This is a genomic window from Streptococcus mitis, from assembly GCF_003942865.1.
Lineage (GTDB): Bacteria > Bacillota > Bacilli > Lactobacillales > Streptococcaceae > Streptococcus > Streptococcus mitis_BI.
Genome location: NZ_RJNZ01000001.1, coordinates 96,380 through 121,763 on the forward strand (window position 1 = coordinate 96,380; position 25,384 = coordinate 121,763).

A 25,384-nucleotide genomic window follows, 5' to 3' on the forward strand; every position below is an offset into this window, starting at 1 on the left:
CCTTCATATCTCTAGTTATTATTAGAAATTTTTTATCCTTTAAATCTCTATAACTTATCCTTTAATTTCTCAACAAAGAGATAGGCTGCCGGACAGGTCAAAGTATTCTTAATCGTCAAATGGTTGATTTGATGGATCTTTTTGCGATCTGTATGGGGGAACTCTCGACAGGCCTTTGGACGAACTTCATAGATGGAACAGAGATTATCTCCTCCTAGAAAGGGACAAGGCATGGATTTAAAAACCTTATCACCATCTTCATCTACTTGCAAAAACTCTGCTTCAAAAGCAGGTAATTTCATCTTAAAGTACTTGGCGATTCGTGTAATATCCGCTTCTTTAAAGTCAGGCCCCAATGTCTTGCAACAGTTGGCACAGGCCGTACAATCAATCTCCGCAAAAACTTCTTGGTGAATCTGTTGGGCTATCTTATCCAGATTTTTTGGTGGTTTTTTCTTTAAATTGGCTAAAATTTTACGGTGCTCCTTTTGCTTTTGCAAGGCTAGCTGGTGGTAATACTCAATATCAATTTCTTTAGACATAATTTCTTTCTAATTCACGTATTTTTGTCTATTATACCATAAACACTGCCCCTTTTTTGCCCCCTGAACAGAAAAAAGCCCTTCGGATAAAATCCGAGGGGCTTAAAAAGTTGTTAAATCAACGGCCGAACTTTTGAATTTCAAGGTTCGGGATAAAATAGTTCACTGAACTATTTTATTTTTTCAAGTTGTAGAATGATTTCAATCCACGGTATTCAGCTACTTCACCAAGTTGGTCTTCGATGCGAAGCAATTGGTTGTATTTAGCGATACGGTCTGTACGTGAAAGTGAACCAGTCTTAATTTGTCCTGCGTTAGTTGCAACTGCAATGTCAGCGATTGTTGAATCTTCAGTTTCACCTGAACGGTGTGATACAACTGCAGTGTAACCAGCTTCTTTAGCCATTTCGATAGCTTCAAAAGTTTCAGTAAGAGTACCGATTTGGTTAACTTTGATAAGGATTGAGTTAGCAGCACCTTCTTGGATACCACGTGCAAGGTAGTCAGTGTTTGTTACGAAGAAGTCGTCACCAACAAGTTGTACTTTCTTACCAAGACGTTCAGTAAGAGCTTTCCAACCATCCCAGTCGTTTTCATCCATACCATCTTCGATAGTGATGATTGGGTATTTGTTAACCAATTCTTCAAGGTAGTCGATTTGTTCTGCAGATGTACGAACAGCAGCGCCTTCACCTTCAAATTTAGTGTAGTCGTAAACTTTACGTTCTTTATCGTAGAATTCTGATGAAGCACAGTCAAATCCGATAAATACGTCTTTACCTGGAACATATCCAGCAGCTTCGATCGCAGCAAGGATAGTTTCAACACCGTCTTCAGTTCCTTCGAAACGAGGAGCAAATCCACCTTCGTCACCTACGGCAGTTTCCAAACCACGTGATTTAAGGATTTTCTTAAGAGCGTGGAAGATTTCAGCACCGTAACGAAGAGCTTCTTTGAATGTTGGCGCACCAACTGGCAAGATCATGAACTCTTGGAAAGCGATTGGAGCGTCAGAGTGAGAACCACCGTTGATGATGTTCATCATTGGAGTTGGAAGAACTTTAGTGTTGAATCCACCAAGGTAGCTGTAAAGTGGGATTTCAAGGTAGTCAGCAGCAGCACGAGCTACAGCGATAGACACACCAAGGATTGCGTTTGCACCCAATTTACCTTTGTTAGGAGTACCGTCAAGAGCGATCATAGCACGGTCGATAGCTTGTTGATCACGTACATCGTAGCCAATGATAGCTTCAGCAATGATGTTGTTTACGTTGTCAACAGCTTTTTGTGTACCAAGACCACCGTAACGAGATTTGTCACCGTCGCGAAGTTCAACTGCTTCGTGTTCACCAGTAGAAGCTCCTGATGGAACCATACCACGTCCGAAAGCACCTGATTCAGTGTAAACTTCTACTTCAAGTGTTGGGTTACCGCGTGAGTCTAGGACTTCGCGAGCGTAAACATCAGTAATAATTGACATTTTTTACTCTCCTTATGAGTTAAATTTTTTACACCTCTATAATACCTTAAAAGCCCTCCTTTTTCAAGAAAAAACGTTATCTTTGTGCAAATTTTCCTTAACTTTATAAAGTAATCGCTTTCTTTTATCTGTTTTATTCTAACTTTTATGATATACTATCTTCATGACAGATTTATCAAAACAATTACTTGAAAAAGCTCATGGTGGGCCAAAAATTAATCCGGATGAGCAAAGACGCTTTCTCGGTACATTTGAGGAAAGAGTACTAGGTTTTGCAGATATTGAGACAGCAAATAGTCCTCAGCTAGAAAAAGGCTTTTTATCTATTTTAGAAAACCTTCAGGAAAAAGCAGAGCCACTATTTGTGAAGATTTCACCAAATATCGAATTTGACAAGCAAGTTTTCTACTTAAAAGAAGCTAAAGAAATTGATAGTCAAGCTACCATTGTATCTGAAGAGCATACTTCTTCTCCTTTTGGCCTGATTATCCATAGCAATGCACCAGTACAAGTAGAAGAAAAGGACCTTCGACTTGCTTTTGCAAAACTTTGGGAAGTTAAAGAGGAAGAACAATCCAAAGCATCCTTATGGAAAAAATGGTTTGGCTAAATCTTGCGCATATTTAATAAGTGCCCGATATTGGCTGCCGTGCGTTCCAGATAGAGACTGGCATTTTTCAAACTATCTTCTAAAGGTTCACTTTTCTCCAAAATAGAAAAAGCTACTTGGATATTTTCAAATGGTAAGGGAGGTAAATCTTCAGCAAGACTACCGCAAATAGCAATGACAGGAACTCCGACAGGGGTTCTTTTTGCTACACCAATTGGTGCTTTCCCAACTAAACTTTGACGATCTAACCTTCCTTCTCCTACAACAACCAAGTCAGCATGTAAAACTTTCTTATCAAAGTTGATTAAGTTCAAGCAGGTATCAATTCCAGACACGATATTTGCTTGAGCAAAGGCACACAAACCGCCAGCAATGCCTCCACCAGCTCCTGCTCCTTTAATTTCCAATGTTTCAGGTGAGACTTTTTCATAAAAATCTTGGATTCCCTGATCTACGACTTCAAACCTAGTAGGATCTAGGCCTTTTTGTTTTCCAAAAATGTAGGTCGCACCTTGAGGACCACATAAGGGACTCACGACATCTGCTAAAATATGAATTTGAACACCTTCAGGAATTTCATAGCGATTTTCTGTTGAAACAGAAGCTAAGTTCAATAAGGACTGACCGCAAGCGGGCAAGACATTTCCATCCCTATCATAAAATCGATAACCTAAACCAGCAGCGATCCCAATTCCCCCATCATTACTGGCCGTGCCACCAACGCCGATATAGATTTCTTTAATCCCTTTAGCAATGAGATGGCGAATCAACGCTCCAATACCACGAGTTTGGATTTGAAGTGGATTTCGATTCTCCATCGGAATTTTTCCAAGACCAACTAAATCAGCAACTTCAAATAGCGCCAGTTCCCCTTTTTGAAAATAGCGCATGGCTTCTTTTTGTCCAAAAGGTCCTGTCACTTGGAACCATTTTTCTTCAAGGTCAATAGAATGCCGAATAGCATCTACTGTACCTTCGCCACCATCACTAACAGGGCAGAGAAGACATTCTATATCTGCTATCGATTGTTGGAAGCCTCTTTTAATAGCTTCAGCCACCTCTTCAGCGCTCAAGCTTTCCTTAAATGAATCTGGTGCAATTACAATCTTCATATTTTCCCTCATTCTAAACAGTCAATCAAAGGTAGAACTTCTAAAAAATCCCTCTTGTCAACATGATTTGGTATTTCTTGTTTCAGCACTTCTTTGGCACAAAAAGCAATTCCCAGTCCTGCTGACTTCAACATTAATAAGTCATTAGCCCCGTCACCGATTGCAATCGTTCTTTCTTTAGAAAGTTTTAGTTCCTTTCTCCATTGTTCCAGAGTCTCTTTTTTAACCTCGGGACTGATAATTTGTCCAATCAATTTTCCAGTTAAAAGACCATCTTTGACTTCGAGTTGGTTGGCAGAGAAATGGGCAATGCCAAGTGATTTTGCTAATCGATCAACTATTGGTGTAAATCCACCGGACACCAGACCAACTATGATGCCATTCTTTTGGAGAATGGAAATGAATTCCTGGGCATTTGGCGTTAAATGAATAGAGTTAAAAACTTTCTCAAAGACCGAAATAGGAAGACCTTCCAACAAGGACACTCTTTTTCTTAAACTGCTTTCAAAGTCCAACTCCCCTTGCATCGCCTGACTTGTAAGCTGCGCAATTTCCTCCTCACAACCTGCCTCTCTTCCCAAAAGGTCAATCACTTCTTCTAGGATTAAGGTTCCATCAACATCCATAACACACAAACCTTTTACTTGAGACATCAGTTCTCCTCTCTAAACAGCCCAAAAATCGTATGAAGTCATCATACGATTTTATCTATTAATTAACTAAACTATGGTACAAGTCAAGGTATGACTTGCAGGCTGTATCCCATGAGAAATCACACTCCATAGCTTGTTTTTGTAGATTTCTCCAAACATCAGGATGGTTTCTATACAAGTCCAATGCTGTTTGGAAAGTCCAATTCAACCAGTAAGGAGATAGATTGTCAAAGCTAAAGCCGGTACCGCTTCCTTCGATTGGATTGAAAGCGCGGACAGTATCTCGCAAGCCACCAACTTCATGAACCAACGGTAAGGTTCCATAACGCATAGCCATCATTTGAGACAAGCCACACGGTTCGAAACGACTTGGCATGAGGAAGAGATCGCAAGCAGCGTAGATTTCTTGGGCTAGTTTGACATCAAAAGTGATATTTGCTGATAACTTGTCTGGGTATATTTGAGCAAACCACGAGAAAGCTCCTTCAAAGGCTGGATCGCCAGTTCCCAAAAGAACAATCTGAACATCTTCTTGCAAGATATGGTGCAGACTATCCACCACCACATCAAAACCTTTTTGACGTGTCAAACGAGAAACAATTCCCACCAGTGGAACGTCAGCTCTAACTGGCAAACCAACTCTTTCTTGCAATTTTGCCTTGTTTTGGGCCTTCCCAGACAAATCTTCCTGATTAAAATGATAATCTAATAGGGCATCCGTCTGAGGATTATAAAGATCAGCATCAATCCCGTTCACGATACCAGACACCTTGCCAGACTCCATTCGAAGAATCTGATCCAAGTTACATCCAAACTGACTAGTCATAATTTCATGGGCATAGCTAGGCGAGACAGTTGAAACACGGTCCGCATAAAGAATACCTGCCTTCATCCAGTTCAGACAGTTGTTCCAGCGAAGGGTGCCATCAGCGTAACGTTCAAAGCCGACTCCAAACAAATCACCCAACATTCCTTCTGAAAATTGTCCCTGGAATTCCAAATTATGAATGGTTAAAACTGTTTTAATGCCCTCATAGGCTTGAATCCAACGGTATTTTTCCTTTAACAAGAAAGGAATCATAGCTGTATGGTAGTCATGAACATGGAGAAGATCAGGAATAAAGTCAATCCTTTCCATAGCCTCAATGGCAGCCAGTTGGAAAAAGGCAAAGCGTTCTCCGTCATCAAAATCACCGTAAACATGACCACGGAAGAAATAATATTGATTGTCAATAAAGTAGAAGGTTACACCATTTAATACTGTTTTCTTAATTCCACAATACTGTCTTCGCCAACCAACACTCACCTCAAAATGAAGAACATCTTCAATCTGATTTCCAAATTTAGCCTCTACCATGTCATAGTAGGGTAAAATTACTGCAACTTCATGTCCCGCTTTTACTAGTGATTTAGGAAGAGCGCCAATGACGTCTCCCAAACCACCTGTTTTTGAAAAGGGTGCACCCTCAGCTGCTACAAATAAAATTTTCATGAATGAATATCCTCTGTTACTTTAGCACCTTTCTTAACCACAACTGGATGTTCTGCAGTTCCACGGATCACAACTCCATCCGCAACTTCCACACCCTTGTCCAAGATAGCATATTCGACCTGAGCACCTTCTCCAATAATAACACGAGGGAATAAGATACTATCTTTAACCAAGCTATCCTTATGGACATGAATATTACGTGATAAAACAGAATTAGCCACTTGACCTTCAATGATACTACCAGAAGCAAACTGAGAAGTGCTTACCTTAGATGTGTTAGCATAATAAGTTGGTTCTTCGTTTTTGACCTTTGTGTAAATCTTTTGGTTTGGAGTAAAGAGAGAGTAGAATTTTTGAGAATCAAGCATATCTTTATTAGCTTGGTAATAAGACTCTACAGAATGAATATTTGCTAGATAACCTGTGTACTCGTAGGCAAAAGCTCCTTCTTTTGCAGCCAAATCTCGTAAAACATAACGCAATTTCTCTGGATGTTCTTTCTCGGCTTCTTCTTCCAAGCGTTCAATTAACCAAGGTGTATCAACGACAAAGATATCTGTGGACATATTGTAAACTTCATCTGATGATTTGCTGTCAAAAAGTTTATGAGAACGGACATGGTCTGTTTCATCTACTTCTAAGATTGCATTTACTTCTGAAATATCTTTTTTAGGTAATTTTTTATAAACTACAGTGATAGGCCCTTTTGTTGTACTATGTAGATGGAAAACTTGGTTCAAATCAATATTAATCAAAACATCACAGTTGAGTGAAACTGTTTGGTTTGAGCCAGAACGTTTCAAGTAAGTAAGAAGTTGTTGGTAGTATTCTTTTCCAACTGTACTACTTTCCACACGGGTATTGTAAATACCTAGATAATAGTGGCTAAGAAGAGTTGACAAGCCCCACTCACGTCCTGAACGGATATGGTCAAAGACTGAGCTAATATTATCTTGTTGGAAAATACCAAAAATACTACGGACCCCAGCATTAGCAAGACTTGAAAGCGGGAAGTCAATCAAACGATATTTACCACCAAATGGCAAACTAGCTACTGGACGGTGATCTGTCAGTGTTGACATATCATGAAAACCAACTGTGTTTCCTAAAATGGCAGAATATTTATCAATCTTCATCTGTTGCTACCCCCACTACTTCATTATATCCTACAACTTGTACTTCTTCTGTTCCATCAATTTCAACACCGTCAGAAATAACTGCACCTTCACCAATAATGGCACGTTTGATTTTAGCTCCGTGTCCGATAATGGCTCCACTCATGATAACTGAATCAACAACTTCCGCTCCTTCACGAACTTGCGCACCTGTTGAAAGGATAGAATGTTTAACAGTTCCATCTACAAAACAGCCATCAACAACCAAGGAATCTTCCACGTGAGCATTTGCACCAAGGAAGTTTGGTGGTGAAATTAAGTTTCTTGAGTAAATCTTCCATTGACGGTTACGGCTATCCAAGGCATTCTCTGGAGAAATGTACTCCATGTTCGCTTCCCAAAGTGACTCAATGGTACCAACATCTTTCCAGTAGCCATTAAACTCATATGCATAGACACTTTCACCTGACTCAAGGTAATTTGGAATGACATTCTTACCGAAGTCTGACATATCGACACTGCTCTTTTCAGCAGCAACAAGCATATTGCGCAGACGTTGCCAATCAAAGATGTAAATACCCATAGAAGCCTTTGTAGATTTAGGTTGAGCTGGTTTTTCTTCAAATTCAACAATGCGGTTATTAGCATCTGTATTCATGATACCAAAACGGCTAGCTTCCTTTAGAGGAACATCAAGGACTGCTACTGTCAAACTAGCATTATTATCCTTGTGAGACTGGAGCATATCATCATAATCCATTTTGTAGATGTGGTCCCCAGATAGAATCAAGACATACTCAGGGTTGACACTGTCGATATAATCAATATTTTGGTAAATAGCGTGGCTAGTCCCCTCAAACCAACGATTTCCTTCACTTGCAGAATAAGGTTGAAGAATAGAGACACCAGAATTGATACCATCTAGTCCCCAGCTTGAACCATTCCCGATATGGTTGTTGAGAGCAAGCGGTTGGTACTGGGTAATGACTCCAACATTGTTGATGCCTGAGTTGGCACAGTTTGAAAGAGCAAAGTCAATGATACGGTAGCGCCCACCAAATTGCACAGCTGGTTTTGCGATGCTTTGAGTGAGTTTACCGAGACGAGTTCCTTGCCCACCAGCAAGAATCAAAGCTAACATTTCATTCTTCATTTTCTACTCCTTTTTGGTTTTTACTTGTGACGGTTTTAGTAGGTTTCAAGCGGCGTTTGATTTTCCAAACACTTGCTCCCATAGCCGGTAGGGTAAAGGTCAAGGTCTGCTCATAATCTTTCCATAGTCCTTCTTGCGTTTGCACAGTTTGATTATGTTCTTTCCAAACGCCTCCCCACTCTTCTAACTCAGTATTCCAGACTTCTTCATAAATCCCTGCAACAGGCAGACCAATGGTAAAATCTTTTCGTTCAACAGGTGCCATATTAAAGACGCAGACTAGCATGTCGCCCTTCTTACCCTTACGGATGAAGGAAAGAACACTCTGGTCTCGATTATCCGCATCGATGATTTCAATACCATCATAGCTGGTATCAATTTCCCACAGACAGCGGTGGTCTTTATAAAACTGGTTTAGCTGAGAAGTGAAATACTTCATCTTAGCATTCATTGGATCTTCTAGATTAGACCATTCCAACTGTTCTTCAGATTTCCATTCTAGGAATTGCCCATATTCACTACCCATGAAGAGCAATTTTTTACCTGGGTGACAAATTTGGTAAGTGTAGAGATTGCGCAAGCCTGCGAATTGATTATAGCGATCCCCCCACATCTTGTGCATCATACTCTTCTTGCCATGAACCACTTCATCGTGTGAGAATGGTAAGAGATAGTTCTCCTTGAAGACATACATAAAGCTGAAAGTCACCAGGTTAAAGTCATATTTACGATAAATCGGATCTTCTTCATAGAAACGGAGGATGTCATTCATCCAACCCATATTCCATTTGTAGTCGAAGCCAAGACCATCTGAATCCTTAGTGTCAGTAATCTGAGTAGCTGATGAACTTTCCTCAGCTATCATCATAACGTCTGGATGAACTAGTTTAATCACATCATTCAAGCGTTGAAGGAAATAATAACCCTCATAGTTGAGATTGCCACCATCTTTATTAGGTGTCCATGGAGCATCATCGTAGTCAAGATAGAGCATGTTACTAACCGCATCCACGCGAATACCATCTAAATGATAAAAATCAATCCAAAACTTAATACTAGAAATCAAGAAAGACTGGACTTCATTCTTTCCAAGGTCAAAATTGAGTGCTCCCCAACCGTAGTTATGAGCCTTATTATGGTCTTGGTATTCAAAAGTCGGTGTTCCATCATAATAGGCCAAGGCATCATCATTGATAGTAAAGTGACCAGGTACCCAGTCTACAATAACGCCTATATTGTTTAAGTGACATTCCTCAACAAAATCTTGAAACTCTTCAGGGCGACCATAGGCATCCTCTAGAGCAAAGTAACCCATAAGCTGATAGCCCCAACTCAAACCTAGTGGGTGAGACATCAAAGGCATAAACTCAATGTGAGTATAGTTCATATCAACCAAGTAAGGAATGAGTTCATCTTTCAATTGAGCAAAACTATAGGGGCTACCATCAGGATTTCTCTTCCAAGATCCAGCATGGACCTCATATATATTGACAGGACGCTCTTCAAAGCTCAAGCGTTTTCTACGAGCTAACCAGAGACCATCCTTCCATTTCTTTTCTGGAATATCTGTTAAAATAGCCCCAGTACCAGGTCGTGCCTCATATCGAATAGCCAAAGGGTCAATCTTCATCAGCTGATGACCATTTGCACGCGTGATATGGTACTTATAAATTTGGTCTTCTTGAGCAAGACTGGTAAAGACTTCCCAGACTCCAAATTCATTCCGTTCCATCAGAATTTGATTTTCAACCCAATTGGTGAAATCCCCTACCAAGTGAACAGTCTGAGCATTAGGTGCCCAGACACGAAAAGTATAGCCATACTCTCCATTTTTTTCTTCCCTATGTGCTCCCAGATAGTGCTGGAGGTGAAAATTTTCACCTGTCTTAAAGGTTTCTAAAGCTTGTTTCTTATCCATACACCCTCCTATTTCTGTAAGCGTTTTCTATAGATTTATTATACTACCTTTTTAGGGAAGATTCAAGTAAATTACGGAATTTGCTAAAAATTCTTTTGAAAGTCTTCAACAAATTCACTGATGTATTCACTTGTAAATCAAGAAATTTTCAGAAACGCTTTGAAAACGAAATGTTTTTTTACAATACTATCATAAAGTTCGTTATTTTACTAACAAAAAAATAATTTTAAGTAAAAAAATAAACCAGGAAATTAATTTCCTGATTTTATTGTTTTTAAGAGATAAAGTACTGCAAATGAATTTAAATTGTAATTCTATTCTACAAAACTTTAAAGACGCTGGCGCTAACGCCACCAACCATGTCTTTATCACTTAAATGGCTATTGGTCACCAATAGTTCTAGATTTCCTGCATTTTCAAACTGGAAGTCTTGCCCTTTAGCATTAAAGACAACCAGTAAATGTTCTTCCCCTTGAATCTCATAGACAATCCAACCACTATGTTCGTTGGCTGAATGAACAAAAACATGATGGTAAATCTCATCATAAGTTGGATAAGAAAAGGCACTGCTTTCTGTCTTCAATCGAATCATCTGACGGATAAACGCAATACTGTCTTGACGCTCATTAAGCAAGTCCCAGTTCACTTGATTCACACTGTCAGGAGCATTATAGCTATTCATAGCACGCTCTCTATCATCATGTGTCAACTCACCATTCTCACCAGTCGCAACCAGTTTGGTACGACCAAATTCTTGACCGATTTCCATAAAGGCCATCCCTTGCATAAGCAGATTCATGGCTGTGGCTGTCTCAACCTTGCGCATGATTTGTTCTGAATTTTGGTCTGGATGAAGAGTTGCCAATAAATCGTGAAGATTGTAATTGTCATGGGCTTCCACATAGTTAAGTACTTGATTTGGATGTGTATAGGTACCTAATTCACGACTTCCTAGAATTGCTTTGGCTAGAATTGGCTCTGTAGCAGCACCACTAACAAAACCTGACTTGATAGCACCATAAACTTCTCCACCTTTGACAGCATCACGCTGATTGTCATTAAAGAAACCAATATTTGGCATCTGGTAGGCATTGTCCTTCTTGGCCTTATCATAAGGTGCTAGGCCTGTTCCCATATCCCATCCTTCTCCATAAAGGATAATGTTAGGGTCAATTTCATCCAAACTCTGACGAATCATCTGCATGGTCTTGACATCATGAATCCCCATCAAGTCAAAACGGAAACCGTCAATATTGTATTCCTGCACCCAGTATAGAAGGGAATCAATCATATACTTGCGGAACATTTCGTGTTCGCTGGCTGTTTCATTTCCAACACCCGTTCCATTCTGGAAGGTACCGTCTGGATTCATACGATAGTAGTAATCAGGGACAGTTGTTTGGAAAGGTGCATCCACTACTGAGAAGGTATGATTATAGACCACATCCATAATGACACCAATACCCGCATCGTGATAGGCTTGAACCATGGTCTTCAAATCGCGAATGACCTGAGCTGGATCATCTGGGTTGGTTGAAAGGCTCGTTTCTGGTGCGTTATAGTTTTGTGGGTCATAACCCCAGTTGTAGGTTACATTCCCATCCTCATCGTATTCTTTGTGACGGTCTGCAATTGGTTGCAACTGAACATAATTGTAGCCCAGCTTCTTGATGTAATCAAAAGCAGTTGACTGGTCATACTGGTTAACAGTTCCAGTCTGAGCAGCACCCAAGAACGTTCCTCGAAGATGTTCATCTACACCTGAGGTCGGTGATTTGGTCAAATCACGAATGTGCATTTCACAAATAACTGCCTTACATGGATTTGCCAAGCGCCAAGTAGCCTCCGAACCGTGCTTGACCTTAAAGTTTTCAACTTGCTTTTCTTCATGGCTCAGGATAGCTGAACGTTTGCCATCAGGACTGGTCGCGATGGTATAAGGATCGCGTGTCAGTGTTTGGTGATGAGGGAATTGGACCTGATACTGATAAGCCTTACCAGTCAAATTTTCCTCAACATCCAAACTCCAGACACCGATTGTATTGTCTTTATGGTTATAAGAGTAGCTATTGCCTCTTTCCATCTCAAAAGTCTTCCAAACAGGAGCAGCATTAGCAGCAGATTCATAAACAACAACCTGCACTTCTGTAGCTGTAGGAGCCCAAAGGGAAAAATGAGCCTGATTGTCCTCTACACGGCAACCCAATTCACCTTGGTAGCCCCAGTGGTGGTCGAAACTAGCACTATTGATAGCCTTGTCAAAGGCAAAAGGATTTTGATTCTTATAGAAAGGACTGGCAATAGCAGGATTTTCAGAATAATAAATTCTATCATCCCCTTCCAAAATCCAGACCTCTGTTAAGAGGGGATAGTGATTAAAACGGATAGCATACTCTTTACTGGTTTGGCCGGTATGAACCACAAAATTCAAGCTTTCTAAGGGATGAGCGCTTGGATGTTCAAAGCTAAATAAGGCTCCAAAATAATCTTCTTGGTAAGTTAGTAAATCAATTCGTTGATCCTTACTCTTTACAAAAGAGCAAGTGTCGTATTCACCATTCTTGCGATGGTAATGAATACGCATAGGGTAGTTATACATTTTTATTTTTCCTTTTCCTTTTTAATTTGTTTCTATTTCACTAATAAATTCTTGACCGATTTTGTCCCGATTAACAAACTAGTTATACTGTCTAAACTCTGGTTTTAAACTATCATTACAGACTTTCTAGCCAAGCTTCATCTCGAACCTCGATACCAAGTTCTTGTGCTTTTTGCAGTTTACTTCCAGCATCTGCTCCTGCAACAACAAGGTCGGTCTTTTTAGAAACACTACCTGTTACCTTGGCACCCAGACTTTCGAGTTTACTTTTAGCTTCTGAGCGCTTGAGCCGTTTCAATTTTCCAGTCAATACAACGGTCAAACCTGACAAGGCCGCATTCGCAACTACTGTCTGACCTTTATAATCCAGATTGACCCCAGCTTCTTTCAATTCTCTTAGGAGAATTTCAGAGCCTTCTGTAGCAAAGTAAGTCTGGAGACTATTGGCAATCACGCCACCCAGACTTTCAATACTAGCCACTTCCTCTGGATCTGTCTGAGCCAGATTTTCAATCGAGTGAAAATGTTGAAGTAAAAGCTGACTGGCCTTGCTTCCGACATGACGAATTCCCAAACCAAACAAGAGTTTTTCAGCAGAGTTTTTCTTAGATGCTTGAATGGCTTGATACAGTTTAGAAGCAGACTTTTCCTTAACCCCCTCTAAAAGGAGAAAATCTTCTTCTTTCAAACGATAAATATCCGCCACGTCCTTAACCAAATTGGCAGCAAAGAGTTTTTCAACTACTGATGGACCAAGGCCTGTAATATTCATGGCATCTCTAGAGGCAAAGTGAATCAAACCTTCCATGATTTGAGCAGGGCAACGCGGATTGATACAACGCAGGGCCACTTCATCTTCAAAGTGCAACAAGTCAGAGTTACAACTTGGACAGTTTGTAGGGATATCTAGTTTTTCTTCAGAAACCCGTTTAGACTCTACCACACGTAAAACGGCAGGGATGATGTCCCCAGCCTTATAGACAATAACTGTGTCGTCTTTGCGGATATCTTTTTCAGCAATATAATCCACATTGTGCAGGGTCGCACGGCTAACAGTTGTTCCGGCCAGCTGAACAGGGGTCAGATTAGCAGTTGGGGTTACAACACCCGTACGGCCTACTGTCCAGTCAACTGAGAGTAATTGGGCTTCTTTTTCTTCAGCTGGGAACTTGTAGGCTACTGCCCACTTTGGAGCCTTAACGGTAAAGCCAAGTTCTTCTTGACCTGCTAGGTCGTTGACCTTGATTACCACCCCATCGATATCATAGGGAAGACTGTCTCGTTCCTGTCCTACTTCTTGGATAAAATCCCAGATTTCATCTATATTTTCAGCCAAGATTCGCTTAGGATTGACCACAAAACCTAGTTGTTCAAGGTGCTTCAAAACTTTTTCTTGACTATCACGAGTTGACGGGCTGGCTTCTTGATAGAGGAAAGTCGCAAGATTACGCTTGGCAACTACTGCTGTATCCAACTGACGCAAGGTTCCTGCCGCTGCATTACGAGGATTGGCAAATTCAGGCTCTCCATTTTCTTGTCGAGCTTGGTTGACCTGGTCAAAAGAAGCGCGTGGCATGTAACACTCCCCACGAACTGTGATATCTAGTTCTTCTGGCAAGGTCAAAGGAATGTCCTTAACACGCTTGAGGTTTTCCGTGATATTCTCCCCAACAGAACCATCTCCACGTGTTGCCCCAGCAACTAAAATCCCCTTTTCATAAGTCAGCGAGATAGACAAGCCATCGATTTTCAGCTCACAAATATAGGTTGGATGAGGCACTTCCTTACGAACACGCGCATCAAAAGCTTCAAGCTCCTCACGTGAAAAAGCATCCTGCAAACTATAAAGAGGATACTGATGACTGTATTTTTCAAAACCATCTAAAACCTTGCCACCAACACGATGGGTAGGACTGTCTGCTAGCACTTGATCTGGATAGGCAGTTTCTAACTCAACCAACTCTCGGTAAAGGCGATCATACTCACTGTCTGAAACCGAGGGATTATCGCTGGTATAGTACTCAGTCGCATAGCGATTGAGCAAGGCGACCAACTCATTCATTCTTTTATTCATAAAACTATTTTACCATAAATTAAGCCCTTCTCACAAACGAGAAGGGCGGAAAAAACACTTAGATTGGAATTATTTTTGAAGTCCAAGCAAACTTATGTCTCTTTTTCAAAATGAGTTCGTACATAGCCTAGAGCTAAGAAGGATAAGGCGACAACTCCAAGTCCAATAATCAAGAAAGAATAAAGATGGACACTTGGAAGAAAGGTCATCAAACCTTTCGCAATCGGCATAAAGAGAATTGCCAGTGTAAAAATGGTACTCAATACCCTACCCAAATATTCTCCATCAATCTTGGTCTGTACCTGTGTAAAGAAGTGAATATTAAAAATCGTCATAAAGAGTTCACAAATCAGGTTTCCAGAAAAGGTTAAAATATTGGGCAGTGGCAAACCCATCATGAAAACTCCTACTCCTGTTAAAATCAATAAGAACAAAAGTGTATTCATACTTGATTTAAATTTATTTGCTATCAGTGCTCCTATAATTGAGCCAATCGCACCCATGGTTAAGATAGTCGCATAAGCACCTTGTACTCCATATAGTTTATTTGAAAAAGGAAGCAAAAACTCAAAAGCCGCAAAAAAGAAATTAACGCTGGAAGCTACCAGCAAAAGGAAGAAAATTTCTTGCTGATGCCAGATATAGTGTAACCCATCCTTGATATCTACAAAAATATCTCTCCCAGTAAAAGCCTTTTTCTCTTGAACTTTTGCTTCCTCTTTTGGAAGGAAAGCCACTAGAATAAAAGCAATGAAAAAAGTCAGCGAGTCTAGCAGTAGCGTCATATGGAGACTTGCGAATTGTAAAACCAGAAAAGAGAGTACAGGAGAACTCACACTGACAACCTGCAAGACCAACTCCAAACGAGAATTGTAGAGGACCAGTTCATCCTTCTCTACCAATTCTGTGATAATGGCCTTATTTGCAGGTCTAGAAAAGGCAAAAGCAATAGCCTGAACAATATTGGCAAAAATCAAAGCTCCAATCATCCAGCTGTCATTCCTTATAAAAGAAATAGACAGACAAAGAATCCCACAAACAAGGTCTGTCGACATTAAAATCCTACGACGAGAAAAACGGTCTGATATAACTCCACCAAAGGGATTGACTAGAATAGATGTGACGAGTTCAGAAATCTGATAAATCCCTAGAACTGTCTGTCCTATCGTTCCCATTGATGCCAACCAAACACTGTTTCCATAATCATAGAGCATATTTCCTATCTTGTTTATAGCTCCTCGACTAATCAACTGTACTGCGTATCGATTCATAAAAACTCCTCTCAAATTTTGAAACTATTGTATCAAAACTTGGAGGAGTTTCTCATTTTTCCCATATTTGGGAAAATTAATCTTTGACAAATTTCTCGTAGTGTTCCTGATAGTAGGCTACTTGCTCTGGAAGACCTAGTAGGTCAAAAATATGCATGGCTTCTTGCATCTGCTTACAACCGACTTTACACTGTCCCTTTTGATACAAGGCAAAGCCTTTTAAATAATGAAAAACATTACGCTCATAAAGCTTAATACCTTTACCAATAATCTTCTCTGTATAAGTCTCAAAATAGCTTGCATTGTCAAAAGAAAGATGCTCTAAACAATGCTGGTAACAATTGAGGGACAAAATCAACACTAATCTCTTATGGCGACCAATCTCTTGGTAAAATTCTTCTCTCTCCATAACTTCTCTACCAATCCGAGTAACATAATCCACATCGTAGAAACTATAGAGGTTACCGAAAAGAATCAACTCATACATGGTCCATTCTTCTGTTTTGAAGAGATAATCTGCTACCTTATCCAAATCATTCTGCTTCATCTCATAAGTCGAATCTCTTTGACAAATCAGACCTTGTAGCAAAATCCAGTTCAGCTCAAAATAGAGAGGATTTGTCGAACTCTTAGCCTTTTCAAGTTGTTCTTCTTGAAGCTTTTGAAAACCTGAAATATTATTTGAGTAGTAAAGTGGGATAATTTGCGCCATCATAGACACATGTTCATGATTATGAAAATCCCTTGCCTTATCCATGAAATTTTCGATTGTTACATGAATGTTATCCAAAATCTCAAAGAAACGTGAGACTGCTAGGTCAGACTCCCCAAGCTCAAAGCGAGATAACTGAGAAGTTGAACAGGATTCCCCTGCTGCCTCCTTTAAAGAATAATTTCCACTTGTCCGAAATTCACGAAATACTTTTCCAAGATGTTCCATCTTTACACCTGTTCTGATAATTCTTCCCACTCAAGCATAGCTTCTTCCTGACGATGGCTGATTTTGTCCAGCTCAGCCTGCAATTCCATCAGTTTGTCGGCATCGTTTGTTTCCAACATTTGTTCAGAAATCGCTTGACTTTGACTTTCTAGCTCTTCAATTTCAGCTTCTAGACTTTCAATTTGTCGCATGAGTTTACGAACTTCTTTTTGACTTTCTTTCTGAGCTTGATAGTCATTAACTGGGCTTGCTTCTTTTGCTTGATTGCTAGTTGAAGCTTCCTCACTTTGAATCATTTCTACTTCTGCTTTCTTCTCAACATAGTAGTCATAATCTCCCAAGTAAAGAGTCGAGCCATTCTCAGACAATTCTAGAACATGGGTAGCCACACGATTGATAAAGTAACGGTCGTGGCTGACGAATAGAAGAGTTCCATCGAAGTCAATCAAGGCATTTTCTAGCACTTCCTTGCTATCAATATCCAAGTGGTTGGTTGGCTCATCCAGAATCAAAAAGTTGTTGTTTTCCATAGACAGTTTAGCCAAAAGCAAACGAGCTTTCTCGCCACCAGACAGCATGCCGACTGATTTTTTAACATCATCACCAGAGAAAAGGAAGGCACCTAGACGGTTACGGATTTCAACTTCTGGTGTCAGTTTAAAATCATTCCAGAGTTCATCCAGCACCGTATTACTTGGTGTCAGCTTGCTTTGGGTTTGGTCATAGTAACCAACCTCAACATTAGCGCCAAAGCGCTTCTCACCCTTGATAAAAGGAATCTGGTCCACAATAGACTTGATAAAGGTTGACTTTCCAATGCCGTTTGGTCCAACAATAGCAACAGCATTCATCTTACGAAGGTCTAGGTTAATCGGTTGTGACAAGACTTCCCCGTCATAGCCAACAGCTGCATTTTCAACAGTCAAAACAACATTGCCCGACGTTTTTTCAGACTGGAAGGTCATGTTGGCTGATTTCTTGCCAGCTTCAGGCTTGTCTAAGCGGTCCATTTTTTCCAGTTGTTTGCGTCGAGATTGGGCACGTTTGGTCGTCGAAGCACGGACTAGATTGCGATTGACAAAGTCTTCCAGAGCAGCGATTTCCTTTTGTTGCTTTTCATAGTTTTTTGCTTCAGTAGCTAGCTTCTGCTCCTTTAACTCGACAAAACGAGTGTAATTGCCCACATAACGATCCAAGGAATTCTTGGTCAAATCCACCGTAATTGTCGCAACCTTGTCCAAAAAATAACGGTCGTGGCTGACGATAATGAGGGCACCGCTATAGTTTACTAGGTAATTCTCTAGCCAGGCGATGGTTTCAATATCCAAGTGGTTGGTTGGCTCGTCCAAAACCAAGAGATTTGGTTTTTCAAGAAGCATTTTGGCTAGAGCCAAGCGAGTGTTTTGGCCGCCAGAAAGCTCAGCAATTTTCATCTGCCACATAGATTCGTCAAACTTGAATCCATTTAAAATCGCTCGTATATCAGCTTCATAGGTAAAGCCACCTGCTTGGCGAAAATTCTCAGATAAGCGGTCGTAATCTGACATCAGTTTATCCAAATCCTCACCAGACTTTTCACCCATCTCTAACTCCATCTGACGCAGTTGTTTTTCCGTCCGACGCAAGTCATCAAAGACATGAAGCATCTCATCGTAGATGGCATTTTCAGACTCAAAACGGCTATCTTGGGCTAGGTAAGACAGAGAAATATCTTTTTTCTTATTGATTTCTCCACTAGTTGGCTCCTCTTCTCCAACCAAAATCTTCAAAAGAGTAGACTTACCTGCACCATTTTTTCCAACAAGAGCAATCCGATCTCGTTCATCAACCTGCAGGGTGATATTATCAAAAAGAACCTCTCCTGCAAAAGAACGTTCAATTTTATTAGCTTGTAAAATAATCATACAAGTAGTATAGCATGTTTCCCTAAGGCATTCAAGACTTGATAAACCGGCATATGACACCACTTTTCAGAAAATTATGCTACCGTTTTACTAAAACGCTAAAAAGTGCTATAATGTGAACGGTTAAAACAATTTACAAAAAGGAGAATTTCAATGTCTTACCAAGAAAATTACCAGAAATGGGTTGATTTTGCGGAGCTTCCTGACTACCTTCGTCAAGATTTGGAAAATATGGATGAAAAAACGAAGGAAGATGCCTTCTATACAAATCTTGAATTTGGTACTGCAGGTATGCGTGGCTTGATTGGCGCTGGTACAAACCGTATCAACATCTACGTTGTTCGCCAAGCTACTGAAGGATTGGCTCGTTTGATTGAGTCAAAAGGCGGAAACGAAAAAGAACGTGGTGTCGCAATCGCCTACGATAGCCGTCACTTCTCACCAGAGTTTGCCTTTGAATCTGCGGCAGTTCTTGCTAAACACGGCATCAAATCTTATGTATTTGAAAGCCTTCGTCCAACTCCAGAACTATCATTTGCAGTTCGTCACCTCAACTGTTTCGCAGGTATCATGGTCACAGCTAGCCACAACCCTGCACCATTTAACGGTTACAAGGTTTACGGTGAAGACGGTGGACAAATGCCTCCACACGATGCGGACGCGTTGACTACTTATATCCGTGCTATCGAAAACCCATTTGCGGTAGAAGTTGCTGATGTGGAAGCTGAAAAAGCTTCTGGCTTGATTGAAGTCATCGGCGAAGCTGTCGATGTTGAATACCTCAAAGAAGTTAAGGACGTTAACATCAACCCAGCCTTGATTGAAGAATTCGGTAAAGACATGAAAATTGTCTACACACCACTTCATGGTACTGGTGAAATGTTGGCTCGTCGTGCTCTTGCCCAAGCAGGATTTGACTCAGTTCAAGTCGTTGAAGCGCAAGCAACTGCTGACCCAGACTTCTCAACTGTAAAATCTCCAAACCCAGAAAGCCAAGCAGCCTTTGCCCTTGCTGAAGAACTTGGTCATCAAGTTGGTGCAGACGTTCTTGTCGCAACTGACCCTGATGCTGACCGTGTTGGTGTTGAAGTTCTTCAAAAAGATGGTAGCTACCTTAACCTATCAGGTAACCAAATCGGTGCTATCATGGCTAAATACATCTTGGAAGCCCACAAAAACGCTGGAACTCTTCCTGAAAATGCGGCTCTCTGCAAATCGATTGTATCAACTGACTTGGTAACGAAGATTGCTGAAAGCTACGGCGCAACTATGTTCAACGTTTTGACAGGTTTCAAATTTATCGCTGAGAAAATCCAAGAATTCGAAGAAAAACACAATCACACTTACATGATGGGATTTGAAGAAAGCTTCGGTTACTTGATTAAACCATTCGTACGTGATAAAGACGCTATCCAAGCCGTTCTAGTCGTTGCTGAACTTGCTGCCTACTACCGTTCACGTGGTTTGACACTTGCAGACGGTATCGAAGAAATCTACAAAGAGTACGGCTACTATGCAGAAAAGACAATCTCTGTTACCCTTTCAGGTGTCGATGGTGCTGAACAAATCAAAGCAATTATGGCTAAATTCCGTAACAATGCTCCAAAAGAATGGAACGCAACAGCTATCACTGTCGTAGAAGACTTCAAGGCTCAAACTGCTACTGCCGCTGACGGAACTGTTACAAACTTGACAACACCTCCAAGTGATGTTTTGAAATACACACTTGCTGACGGTTCATGGATTGCCGTTCGCCCTTCAGGTACAGAACCAAAAATCAAGTTCTACATTGCAGTTGTAGGGGAAACCAACGAAGAATCACAAGCTAAGATTGCTAACATCGAAGCAGAAATCAATGCTTTTGTAAAATAACGACCTAAAAAGATGAGACTAACCAATCTCATCTTTTTTTCGTATCAAATCTAAGCAATTTTAGAAACTTTATGGCATACTAGACATATCAATGAAAGCGAGGTAATCTCATGGAACAATTTTTAGATAATATCAAAGACCTTGAAGTCACTACAGTTGCGCGTGCGCAAGAAGCTCTTGATAAAAAAGAAACTGCAACCTTCTTTATCGGTCGTAAAACTTGCCCTTACTGCCGTAAATTTGCAGGTACATTGGCAGGTGTAGTAGCTGAAACCAAAGCTCACATCTACTTCATCAACAGTGAAGAAGCAAGCCAACTCAATGAGTTGCAAGAATTCCGCTCACGCTACGGAATTCCAACTGTACCAGGCTTCGTTCACATTGCAGATGGACAAATCAATGTCCGTTGTGACTCTTCAATGTCAGCACAAGAAATCAAAGATTTCGCAGGATTGTAAAAGATATAAAAAGAAGGCATATTCGCCTTCTTTTTATATCTCTGTCAATGGTGTTGCGGTATCTGGTGAGGTATCATAAACCTTAAAGTCTACTCCGACTCCCAGATCAGCTTGAGCTAGCTGATTGACCATGGTCATGTGAGCCAGTTCCTTGATATTGTTTTCCTTAGATAAATGTCCAAGGTAGATTTTCTTAGTGCGATTTCCTAGGGTCCGAATCATAGCTTCAGCACTATCCTCGTTAGAAAGGTGACCCAGATCCGATAGGATTCGTTGTTTGAGTCGCCAAGCGTAAGAACCTGCTCGCAAAATTTCTACATCATGGTTGGACTCGATAAGATATCCATCCGCATTTTCGACAATTCCCGCCATACGGTCACTAACATAACCTGTATCTGTCAAAAGGACAAAACTCTTATCATCCTTCATAAAGCGATAGAACTGCGGTGCGACCGCATCATGGCTTACGCCAAAACTCTCGATGTCAATATCTCCAAAGGTTTTGGTTTTGCCCATCTCAAAGATATGCTTTTGCGAAGAATCCACCTTGCCAAGATACTTGCTATTTTCCATAGCCTGCCAGGTCTTTTCATTAGCATACAAATCCATACCATACTTGCGAGCCAAAACACCCACACCATGGATATGGTCTGAATGCTCATGCGTAATCAAGATGGCATCCAAGTCTTCTGGTTTACGATTTATTTCAGCAAGTAGGCTAGTGATTTTTTTACCCGACAAGCCTGCATCCACTAAAAGCTTCTTTTTGGGGGTTTCCAGATAAAAGGAATTTCCACTGGAACCCGACGCTAAAATACTGTATTTAAAGCCTGTTTCACTCATTCTAGTCTTCTACTTCGTCCTCCCATACTTCTTCCTTCACTGCATCCTTATCGTAAGGGAGCACAATGGTGAAGGTTGATCCCTTACCGTATTCACTCTTGGCCCAAATAAAACCATTATGTTGTTTGATAATTTCTTTGGCAATAGACAGTCCCAAACCTGTTCCACCTTGGGCACGACTTCTAGCACGATCCACACGGTAGAAACGGTCAAAGATACGAGGCAAATCCTGCTTAGGAATACCCAATCCTTGGTCTGAAATCGACAAAATCATCTGATCATCAGTTGTCTTCATGGTCACTGTGATTTTTCCACCATCTGGAGAATATTTAATGGCATTGTTGAGAATATTATCAATCACCTGCGTCATCTTGTCTGTATCAATTTCAATCCAGACAGAGGTAATCGGATAATCTCTAACCAATTCATATTTCTTCTCTTCATCTGATCCCCTCATCTTATCAAAGCGGTTAAGGATAAAGGTAATAAAGGCAGTAAAGTTAATCAGTTCCACATCTAGGTGACTAGTTGCATTATCAATCCGTGAAAGATGGAGGAGATCTGTCACCATCCGCATCATACGGTTGGTTTCGTCTAGAGACACCTTGATAAAGTCTGGTGCGACAGGTTCTGACAAGGCACCCTCATCCAAGGCTTCCAGATAGGATTTTACACTAGTCAGAGGCGTCCGTAACTCATGACTAACGTTGGATACAAAGAGTCTCCGCTCGCGTTCCTCCTTCTCCTGCTCCGTCGTATCGTGTAAAACGGCAACCAGACCTGAGATAAAGCCAGATTCTCGACGGACCAAGGCAAAGCGTACACGAAGGCTCAGATATTCACCATTAGCATCCTGAGAATCAATCATAAGCTCAGGAATCTGGGTAATCAAATCACGAAGTTCGTATTCATCTTCAATCTTAAGCAACTCTAGAATGCTCTTATTAAGAACATCTTCTTTCTGAACACCTAGCTGTTTCTTGGCCATGTCATTAATCATAGTAATCTTGCCACGACGATTGGTTGCGAGGACACCATCTGTCATGTATGAGAGGATACTATTCAATCGTTTACTCTCTTGTTCCAGATTTTCTTGGGTCAAACGGATTACTTCTGATAAATCATTAAGATTATTGGTAATATTAGTGATTTCAGAGCTTCCCTGCATATCCAATACCTGAGAATAATCTCCTGCAATCAAGTCTTTAACTTTTTGATTAATTTGCTTCAACCGAATATTATCTCGCCGATTTTCTAGCAAAAGCAAGGTAACAATCAAGATAAAACCCAATAAAATTAAAATGAAGACAAAATCACTAGTAAGAATATTTTTTCTAATCAATTCAATCATTATTTCTCATATAATAACCAACACCACGACGTGTTAGGATATACTCTGGACGACTAGGTGTATCTTCAATCTTCTCACGCAAACGTCTGATAGTTACGTCAACAGTCCGAACATCTCCGAAATAATCATAACCCCAGACCGTTTCAAGCAAGTGTTCACGGGTAATCACTTGACCAATATGAGAAGCCAAGTGGTACAATAGCTCAAATTCACGGTGGGTCAAGTCTAGTTCTTCACCATATTTTTTAGCCACATAGGCATCTGGTACAATCTCCAAGTCCCCAATTTGCAAAGGTTGGGTTTTCTTTTCATCTGATTCTTGATTATCTACAGAAACCAAGTCCGTACGACGAAGAAGAGCTTTAACACGCGCCTGTAACTCACGATTTGAGAAGGGTTTTGTCACATAGTCATCCGCTCCAAGCTCTAAACCGATAACCTTATCAAATTCGCTGTCTTTAGCTGAAAGCATGATAATAGGTACACTACTAGTCTTGCGAATAGTCTTAGCAACTTCTAAACCATCAATTTCTGGAAGCATCAAATCCAGAATAATAATATCTGGTTGCTCTGCTTCATATTGCTCTAGCGCTTCACGACCATTAAAAGCAGTTACAACCTCGTAACCTTCCTTGGTCATATTAAACTTGATAATATCCGAGATTGGTTTTTCATCATCTACAATTAATATTTTTTTCATTTGTTCACCTTTTTCTCTACTATTATACCAAAAAAATAACAAGAAGATACAATAGCTAGTCTTTGTTCCTGTCTAACTTGGCTTGTGCATAAGCCTGCCATATTTTTTGTTGGGGTTTAGCAAGTGGGTAACTCTTAAACTCTTCTGGTGAAAGCCAGCGAACTTCCCTATCTGAAAAGTCATGGAAGTCATTCACTTGACCTGCTACAATTTGAACATGCCACTTGCGATGGCTAAAGATATGCTTGACAGTCTCAAAACAAACATCAAGCCAATCAACATCTAGGTCATAGTCCTGCTGGAAACTCTCTTCTGGACTGGGACCAAAGTTCACATTTTCTTCAACCTGATGAAAGAGGTCAAACTGCTCTTCTTGCGAAAAGTTATCAACTTCTATCAAGGGGAAATGCCAAAAGCCTGCCAATAGCTTTTCGCTTTCATTTTTTTCAAGTAAAAATTGTCCCTGAGTATTTTTGACCACCAAGGCTGTAAGGTAAATAGGAATCGGCTTTTTCTTGGGAGCCTTGATTGGATAACGGTCCATTGTGCCATTCTGATATGCCGCACTAAAGTCCTTAACTGGGCTTTCTTCTGGTCTGGGATTTACAGGCGCCTCAATATCTGATCCCAAGTCCATCAAGGCTTGATTAAAGTCACCAGGCCTTTCTGGGTCAATTAAAATTTCCATCATTGCCTGAAAAATTTTTCGATTGCTTGGAATGCCAATATCGTGGTTGACTTCAAATAGACGCGCCAAAACACGCATGACATTACCATCTACAGCTGGCTCAGGCAAGTTAAAAGCAATACTGGAAATGGCTCCTGCTGTATAAGGACCAATCCCTTTCAAGCTGGAAATTCCTTCATAGGTATTTGGAAATTGATCACCAAAGTCAGTCATAATCTGCTGGGCTGCAGCCTGCATATTACGAACTCGAGAATAATAACCCAAACCTTCCCAAGCCTTCAACAAACGCTCTTCAGGGGCAGTTGCCAAACTTTCCACTGTTGGAAACCAGTCCAAGAATCGTTCGTAATAAGGAATAACCGTATCCACCCTGGTTTGCTGGAGCATAATTTCAGACACCCAGATATGATAAGGATTTTTACTTCTCCTCCAAGGTAAATCTCTTTTGTTTTCATCATACCAGGCAAGAAGTTTTTCACGGAAAGAAATGATCTTCTCCTCCGGCCACATGACGATACCGTATTCTTTCAAATCTAACATATCTCTAGTATAACACAGAAGACTCTTACTGTCCTTTTCCTAGTATTAAAAAGCCTCTTCCCAAGGGAA

General features: G+C 40.6%; 20 protein-coding genes. 3 read left to right on the plus strand and 17 right to left on the minus strand.

Annotated features, from left to right (window positions below):
- Positions 1-47: 47 nt before the first annotated feature.
- Together D8845_RS00490 and eno are read right to left on the minus strand one after the other, a co-directional pair.
- Positions 48-542, minus strand: a complete 495-nt coding sequence (locus tag D8845_RS00490; RefSeq protein ID WP_084927646.1) for a YkgJ family cysteine cluster protein — start codon at positions 540-542, stop codon at positions 48-50.
- Positions 543-717: 175 nt separating this feature from the next.
- Positions 718-2,022, minus strand: coding sequence for a surface-displayed alpha-enolase (eno, locus tag D8845_RS00495; RefSeq protein ID WP_000022813.1), 1,305 nt, complete (start codon positions 2,020-2,022; stop codon positions 718-720).
- A 163-nt stretch (positions 2,023-2,185) separates the two neighbouring features.
- On the opposite strand from eno, the gene D8845_RS00500 reads away from it, so the two are divergent.
- Complete coding sequence (locus D8845_RS00500) at positions 2,186-2,632, plus strand: DUF1694 domain-containing protein (RefSeq protein WP_125452038.1); 447 nt, start codon at positions 2,186-2,188, stop codon at positions 2,630-2,632.
- Here D8845_RS00500 and D8845_RS00505 read toward each other — a convergent pair.
- The 11 genes from D8845_RS00505 to D8845_RS00555 form a co-directional block, all read right to left on the minus strand.
- A complete protein-coding gene (locus D8845_RS00505; RefSeq protein ID WP_125452040.1) occupies positions 2,629-3,744 on the minus strand; it encodes a glycerate kinase in 1,116 nt (371 codons plus the stop codon). The genes D8845_RS00500 and D8845_RS00505 overlap by 4 nt on opposite strands.
- A gap of 8 nt (positions 3,745-3,752) precedes the next feature.
- Positions 3,753-4,397, minus strand: a complete 645-nt coding sequence (gene serB, locus D8845_RS00510) for a phosphoserine phosphatase SerB (RefSeq protein ID WP_125452042.1) — start codon at positions 4,395-4,397, stop codon at positions 3,753-3,755.
- A 58-nt stretch (positions 4,398-4,455) separates the two neighbouring features.
- Positions 4,456-5,889 carry a glycogen synthase GlgA gene (gene glgA / locus D8845_RS00515; protein ID WP_125452043.1) on the minus strand — a complete coding sequence of 478 codons (1,434 nt, stop codon included), beginning with the start codon at positions 5,887-5,889 and terminating at the stop codon, positions 4,456-4,458.
- Positions 5,886-7,025, minus strand: coding sequence for a glucose-1-phosphate adenylyltransferase subunit GlgD (gene glgD, locus D8845_RS00520; protein ID WP_125452045.1), 1,140 nt, complete (start codon positions 7,023-7,025; stop codon positions 5,886-5,888). Before glgD ends, glgA begins: the two co-directional genes overlap by 4 nt.
- Positions 7,015-8,157 (minus strand): glucose-1-phosphate adenylyltransferase, encoded by a 1,143-nt coding sequence (locus D8845_RS00525; protein WP_125452047.1) that lies wholly within the window; start codon positions 8,155-8,157, stop codon positions 7,015-7,017. The genes glgD and D8845_RS00525 overlap by 11 nt, the downstream gene beginning before the upstream one ends.
- Positions 8,147-10,075: a 1,4-alpha-glucan branching protein GlgB gene (glgB, locus tag D8845_RS00530; RefSeq protein ID WP_125452049.1), complete on the minus strand. Its 1,929-nt coding sequence runs from the start codon at positions 10,073-10,075 to the stop codon at positions 8,147-8,149. The genes D8845_RS00525 and glgB overlap by 11 nt, the downstream gene beginning before the upstream one ends.
- A 319-nt stretch (positions 10,076-10,394) precedes the next feature.
- Positions 10,395-12,674, minus strand: coding sequence for a type I pullulanase (gene pulA / locus D8845_RS00535; RefSeq protein ID WP_125452051.1), 2,280 nt, complete (start codon positions 12,672-12,674; stop codon positions 10,395-10,397).
- Positions 12,675-12,789: 115 nt separating this feature from the next.
- Positions 12,790-14,748 (minus strand): NAD-dependent DNA ligase LigA, encoded by a 1,959-nt coding sequence (gene ligA / locus D8845_RS00540; protein ID WP_125452053.1) that lies wholly within the window; start codon positions 14,746-14,748, stop codon positions 12,790-12,792.
- Positions 14,749-14,840: 92 nt separating this feature from the next.
- Positions 14,841-16,019 carry an MFS transporter gene (locus D8845_RS00545; protein ID WP_125452055.1) on the minus strand — a complete coding sequence of 393 codons (1,179 nt, stop codon included), beginning with the start codon at positions 16,017-16,019 and terminating at the stop codon, positions 14,841-14,843.
- A 76-nt stretch (positions 16,020-16,095) separates the two neighbouring features.
- Positions 16,096-16,959: an XRE/MutR family transcriptional regulator gene (locus D8845_RS00550; protein ID WP_125452056.1), complete on the minus strand. Its 864-nt coding sequence runs from the start codon at positions 16,957-16,959 to the stop codon at positions 16,096-16,098.
- A 2-nt stretch (positions 16,960-16,961) separates the two neighbouring features.
- On the minus strand, positions 16,962-18,863 hold the full coding sequence (locus D8845_RS00555) for an ATP-binding cassette domain-containing protein (RefSeq protein ID WP_125452058.1): 1,902 nt from the start codon (positions 18,861-18,863) through the stop codon (positions 16,962-16,964).
- A 153-nt stretch (positions 18,864-19,016) separates the two neighbouring features.
- Between D8845_RS00555 and D8845_RS00560 the strand changes: the two genes are divergently transcribed.
- Together D8845_RS00560 and D8845_RS00565 are read left to right on the plus strand one after the other, a co-directional pair.
- Positions 19,017-20,735 carry a phospho-sugar mutase gene (locus tag D8845_RS00560; protein ID WP_125452060.1) on the plus strand — a complete coding sequence of 573 codons (1,719 nt, stop codon included), beginning with the start codon at positions 19,017-19,019 and terminating at the stop codon, positions 20,733-20,735.
- 110 nt (positions 20,736-20,845) lie between these two features.
- Positions 20,846-21,193, plus strand: coding sequence for a PedC/BrcD family bacteriocin maturation disulfide isomerase (locus tag D8845_RS00565; RefSeq protein ID WP_060628229.1), 348 nt, complete (start codon positions 20,846-20,848; stop codon positions 21,191-21,193).
- A 33-nt stretch (positions 21,194-21,226) separates the two neighbouring features.
- Here the strand turns inward: D8845_RS00565 and D8845_RS00570 are convergent, their stop codons facing one another.
- From D8845_RS00570 to mutY, 4 genes are read right to left on the minus strand one after another with little or no spacing between them, the layout of a single operon-like run.
- The gene (locus tag D8845_RS00570; RefSeq protein ID WP_060628228.1) at positions 21,227-22,036 is read right to left on the minus strand and encodes an MBL fold metallo-hydrolase; all 810 of its coding nucleotides are present in this window, start codon (positions 22,034-22,036) and stop codon (positions 21,227-21,229) included.
- Between the two features lies 1 nt (position 22,037).
- Positions 22,038-23,387, minus strand: coding sequence for a cell wall metabolism sensor histidine kinase VicK (gene vicK / locus D8845_RS00575; protein ID WP_125452062.1), 1,350 nt, complete (start codon positions 23,385-23,387; stop codon positions 22,038-22,040).
- On the minus strand, positions 23,380-24,087 hold the full coding sequence (yycF, locus tag D8845_RS00580; RefSeq protein WP_000722078.1) for a response regulator YycF: 708 nt from the start codon (positions 24,085-24,087) through the stop codon (positions 23,380-23,382). The genes vicK and yycF overlap by 8 nt, the downstream gene beginning before the upstream one ends.
- Positions 24,088-24,142: 55 nt before the next feature.
- Positions 24,143-25,315: an A/G-specific adenine glycosylase gene (gene mutY, locus D8845_RS00585; RefSeq protein ID WP_000886129.1), complete on the minus strand. Its 1,173-nt coding sequence runs from the start codon at positions 25,313-25,315 to the stop codon at positions 24,143-24,145.
- Positions 25,316-25,384 lie beyond the last annotated feature (69 nt).

Coding starts and splice junctions, on each gene's coding strand:
- D8845_RS00490 (WP_084927646.1), bottom strand. CDS start 542: ATGTCTAAAGAAATTGATATTGAGTATTACCACCAGCTAGCCTTGCAA.
- eno (WP_000022813.1), bottom strand. CDS start 2,022: ATGTCAATTATTACTGATGTTTACGCTCGCGAAGTCCTAGACTCACGC.
- D8845_RS00500 (WP_125452038.1), top strand. CDS start 2,186: ATGACAGATTTATCAAAACAATTACTTGAAAAAGCTCATGGTGGGCCA.
- D8845_RS00505 (WP_125452040.1), bottom strand. CDS start 3,744: ATGAAGATTGTAATTGCACCAGATTCATTTAAGGAAAGCTTGAGCGCT.
- serB (WP_125452042.1), bottom strand. CDS start 4,397: ATGTCTCAAGTAAAAGGTTTGTGTGTTATGGATGTTGATGGAACCTTA.
- glgA (WP_125452043.1), bottom strand. CDS start 5,889: ATGAAAATTTTATTTGTAGCAGCTGAGGGTGCACCCTTTTCAAAAACA.
- glgD (WP_125452045.1), bottom strand. CDS start 7,025: ATGAAGATTGATAAATATTCTGCCATTTTAGGAAACACAGTTGGTTTT.
- D8845_RS00525 (WP_125452047.1), bottom strand. CDS start 8,157: ATGAAGAATGAAATGTTAGCTTTGATTCTTGCTGGTGGGCAAGGAACT.
- glgB (WP_125452049.1), bottom strand. CDS start 10,075: ATGGATAAGAAACAAGCTTTAGAAACCTTTAAGACAGGTGAAAATTTT.
- pulA (WP_125452051.1), bottom strand. CDS start 12,674: ATGTATAACTACCCTATGCGTATTCATTACCATCGCAAGAATGGTGAA.
- ligA (WP_125452053.1), bottom strand. CDS start 14,748: ATGAATAAAAGAATGAATGAGTTGGTCGCCTTGCTCAATCGCTATGCG.
- D8845_RS00545 (WP_125452055.1), bottom strand. CDS start 16,019: ATGAATCGATACGCAGTACAGTTGATTAGTCGAGGAGCTATAAACAAG.
- D8845_RS00550 (WP_125452056.1), bottom strand. CDS start 16,959: ATGGAACATCTTGGAAAAGTATTTCGTGAATTTCGGACAAGTGGAAAT.
- D8845_RS00555 (WP_125452058.1), bottom strand. CDS start 18,863: ATGATTATTTTACAAGCTAATAAAATTGAACGTTCTTTTGCAGGAGAG.
- D8845_RS00560 (WP_125452060.1), top strand. CDS start 19,017: ATGTCTTACCAAGAAAATTACCAGAAATGGGTTGATTTTGCGGAGCTT.
- D8845_RS00565 (WP_060628229.1), top strand. CDS start 20,846: ATGGAACAATTTTTAGATAATATCAAAGACCTTGAAGTCACTACAGTT.
- D8845_RS00570 (WP_060628228.1), bottom strand. CDS start 22,036: ATGAGTGAAACAGGCTTTAAATACAGTATTTTAGCGTCGGGTTCCAGT.
- vicK (WP_125452062.1), bottom strand. CDS start 23,387: ATGATTGAATTGATTAGAAAAAATATTCTTACTAGTGATTTTGTCTTC.
- yycF (WP_000722078.1), bottom strand. CDS start 24,087: ATGAAAAAAATATTAATTGTAGATGATGAAAAACCAATCTCGGATATT.
- mutY (WP_000886129.1), bottom strand. CDS start 25,315: ATGTTAGATTTGAAAGAATACGGTATCGTCATGTGGCCGGAGGAGAAG.